The sequence below is a fragment of the Inquilinus limosus MP06 genome, assembly GCF_000767795.1.
GTDB classification, from domain to species: Bacteria; Pseudomonadota; Alphaproteobacteria; order DSM-16000; family Inquilinaceae; genus Inquilinus; species Inquilinus limosus_E.
The window spans coordinates 1-3,141 of the sequence record NZ_JANX01000657.1 but is presented as its reverse complement, the minus strand read 5'-3'; the positions used below and the strand labels follow the sequence as shown (position 1 = coordinate 3,141).

At 74.0% G+C, this 3,141-nt stretch carries 5 protein-coding genes; all 5 read right to left on the bottom strand.

Annotated elements, in window-relative coordinates; all coding sequences use genetic code 11:
- Nucleotides 1-337, bottom strand: a 337-nt coding sequence (locus P409_RS30370; RefSeq protein WP_034847236.1) for an ACP S-malonyltransferase, incomplete at its 3' end; no start/stop codon positions are given.
- Nucleotides 334-1,116: a malonate decarboxylase holo-ACP synthase gene (locus P409_RS30365; protein WP_081991937.1), complete on the bottom strand. Its 783-nt coding sequence runs from the start codon at nucleotides 1,114-1,116 to the stop codon at nucleotides 334-336. The genes P409_RS30370 and P409_RS30365, both read right to left, overlap by 4 nt.
- Before the next feature lies 1 nt (nucleotide 1,117).
- Nucleotides 1,118-1,954, bottom strand: coding sequence for a biotin-independent malonate decarboxylase subunit gamma (mdcE, locus tag P409_RS30360; RefSeq protein ID WP_034847234.1), 837 nt, complete (start codon nucleotides 1,952-1,954; stop codon nucleotides 1,118-1,120).
- Nucleotides 1,951-2,796, bottom strand: coding sequence for a biotin-independent malonate decarboxylase subunit beta (locus P409_RS30355; RefSeq protein WP_034847233.1), 846 nt, complete (start codon nucleotides 2,794-2,796; stop codon nucleotides 1,951-1,953). The genes mdcE and P409_RS30355 overlap by 4 nt, the downstream gene beginning before the upstream one ends.
- The gene (locus tag P409_RS30350; RefSeq protein ID WP_034847231.1) at nucleotides 2,793-3,086 is read right to left on the bottom strand and encodes a malonate decarboxylase subunit delta; all 294 of its coding nucleotides are present in this window, start codon (nucleotides 3,084-3,086) and stop codon (nucleotides 2,793-2,795) included. Before P409_RS30350 ends, P409_RS30355 begins: the two co-directional genes overlap by 4 nt.
- Between the last annotated feature and the right edge of the window lie 55 nt (nucleotides 3,087-3,141).

Sequence of the window (3,141 nt, the reverse complement as noted above, 5' to 3'; positions counted from 1 at the left end):
AGGCCCGGCGGTCGACCAGGCGCAGCGCGTCGGCGAATCCGATCGCCCCGGCCGTCACCGCGGCGGCGAAGGACCCGATCGACAGGCCGGCGGCCATGGCCGGGGTGACGCCCCCCGCCGCCAGCGACCGTGCCGTGGCGACGCCGGCGACCAAAAGGCCGAGCTGCACCGCCACCGTCGACCGCAGGGCGGTCTCCCCATCCAGTGCCAGCACATCCTGCCCCAGTACCGCGCCGGCCTCCTGCAGCGTCCCGGCGACGGCCGGGTGGTCCGGCAGCCGGTGCAGGAAGCCGGGGCTCTGCGCCCCCTGGCCGGGGAACAGGAAGGCGATGCTCATGCGGGCTCGGCCCAGGGATCGCGGACCAGCCGCGGCCCGACCAGGGTCTTCATGGCGACCGGGCCTCCCGCGGCGATCTCGGCCAGGCTGCAGGCGCCGAGCGGCGTCTCCACGGCGACATCGACATGGACCGGCAGGGCCTCCAGTCCCGCCAGCAGCCGGCCGGCCGCGTCGCGGCCGATCCCGTGCGGCGCACGCAGCACGATGTCGAGATCGCTGTCCCGATGCGCCGCCGCATGCCCGGTGGCGAGTTCGAAGCCGACGCTTCCGGCCGGGCCCCAGCTGTGGCCGGCGAGCAGATCCGCGACGGCGTCGAGGGCGGCCAGCGCCGGCACCTCGGCCGCGCGCGGATGGCCATGCCAGGCGCAAGCGGTAGCCAGATCCTCCGGCGTCCGGCGGTCGATGATGGCGTCCGATGGCAGCCAGGCGGCGCAGCGTTCGGCGCGGCCGGCCCCGCGGATGCCGACCGGCAGCATCCCGCCGAAGGGCGGCACCCGGCGCACCACCACCCACGGCACCGTCGCCAGTGACCGCATCGCCCAGCCGGGAAGGTCTCGGGTCAGTTCGGCCATAGCCGCCGGATCGATCCGCAGCAGGTCGTGCGGCTGGTGCTGCGTGGTAAGCGAAACCTTTTCAGACTCCCCAATACCGTCATTGCGAGCGCAGCGAAGCAATCCACGGCCGGTGCGAACCGGCCCCTGGATTGCTTCGTCGGCTTCGCCTCCTCGCAATGACGGTAGGAACGGGAGAGGCCGCGCGCTCTTACCGTCCTCGATCATCTCACGCCGCGTCCCATTGCTCGGCCAGGCGCCGGCGCACCTCGATCGAGGCGGGCCGGCCCTGCTGCGCCGCCGGCGAGGTCAGGCGCGAGGACAGGTCGCGGTCTCCGGAGGCACGGATGTCGGCCACCGCCGCCGCCAGCTCGTCCCGCACCCGCTCGACATCCGCGGCGCCCGGCGCATCGGCCGGCACGCCCTCGATCAGCCGGTGCAGCAGGCCCAGCCCGGCATAGGCGCGGATGCCATAGGCCATCGGCGGGACCTGCTCGCCCAGCCGGTCCAGCTCGGCGACCGTGCGGCGGGTGACGCGGGCAGCGGCCTCGCGCCCCATGGCGTGGACCAGCACGCCGTCATCGGCCAGCGCCAGGATCCGGTTGGCCTGGTAGCCATGGGCCAGGAAGGCGCCGGACATCGCCTTGCCGACCAGCAGCGCCACCACCGGATGGCCGGCCAGCCTGGCGGCGGCATAGGCGTCGGCCGCCGCGGCGCAGGCCAGGTGGATGCCCAGCATCTCCTCCTGCCGGCCATAGGCCTGGCTGGTGACGTCGACCAGCGCGACGATCGGGCGTTTGGCCGTATTCCGGTCGGCTTCGATCACGGTGCGAACGGCGGCGGCCAGGCCCCAGCCCTCCTCCAGCCCGACCTCGCCGTGCCGGGCGCGCGGGAAGCGGTTGGCCGGGTCGGGCACCACCGCGATGAAGCGGGCGGCCTCGCCGCCCAGCGGTGCGTCCGCAGCCGGCACGGTCGACGTGCCCTCGACGGCGGTCGCCGGGCCGGCCAGGGCCGAAAGCCAGATCCGGCCCCGGCTGTCGCCCCGGCTGTCGGATGAGATGCTCATGACACGCTCTCCTCGCCCCACAGGTCCCGCAGCTGCTCCGGCGTCGGCGGCGCAGCCGGGTCGATCGCCGCCAGCCGCGCCCGGTACAGGTCGACCGCAGCGCTGCGATAGGTCCCGGTCACGCCGGTGGCGAAGGCCGTGCGCACCGCCGCGGCAATCGCCCCGGCGTCATCCGCGACAAGCGCGTCGACGAAGCCGGCGGCCCGGCGTTGCTCGCCGCCGATCAGGCTCCAGATCAGCTTGCGGTCGGAGGAGTCCAGCTCCTCGATCCCGGCCTCCTGCTCGATCACCTCCGGCCCGTTCATGCCCAGGCGGGCTTGCCGGGTGACGATCAGCGTGCTGCACAGCGCCGCCGCCAGCGACATGCCGCCGAAGCAGCCGACCATGCCGGAGACGACGCCGACCACCGGCACGTGCGGCCGCAGCGCCAGGATCCCGGCCTGGATCTCGGCGATGGCGGCCAGGCCCAGATTGGCCTCCTGCAACCGCACGCCGCCGGTCTCGAACAGGATCACCGGCCGGGTCGGGATGCCGTGCTCATGGTCGGCCAGCGCGCGCTCCAGGGCGCCTGCGATCTTGGCGCCGCCGACCTCGCCCATGCTGCCGCCCTGATAGGCGCTCTCGATCGCGGCGACCACCGCCGGCCGGCCGTCGATACGGCCGCGGGCCAGCACCACGCCGTCGTCGGACTGGGTCGGGATGCCCTGCAGCGGCAGCCAGGGCGAGACCAGCCGGTCGAACGGCCCGAGGATCTCGCGGAAGCTGCCCTCGTCCAGCAGCGCGCGGGCGCGCTCGCGGGCGGTCAGCTCGATGAAGCTGCTGCGGCTTGCGATGGCGTTCATGACCGCGTGGCCTCCACCGCCTGCTCCAGGCGCAGCGCCACCATGCCGGGCGTGGCGCCGAAATCGTTGATCTCGACCGAGGCGGCGACGTCGTGCCGGGCGATGAACCGGTCCAGCACCGCCCGCCACACCGCGCCGTAGCCGTCGACGCTGGTGGTGACGCGGATATGGGCCTGGCCATCGGACGAGGGCTCGATCAGCACCTCGAGATTGCCGGAGCCGACGACGCCGACATGGGCGCGCCGCGGCACAAGCGTGGTGGCGGGGTAGTCGAAGCTCAGGCGTTCCATGGGGCGAAGCTCCGGTCGATGCGGTCGAGGAACAGGGCGGCGGCCAGCAGGTCCG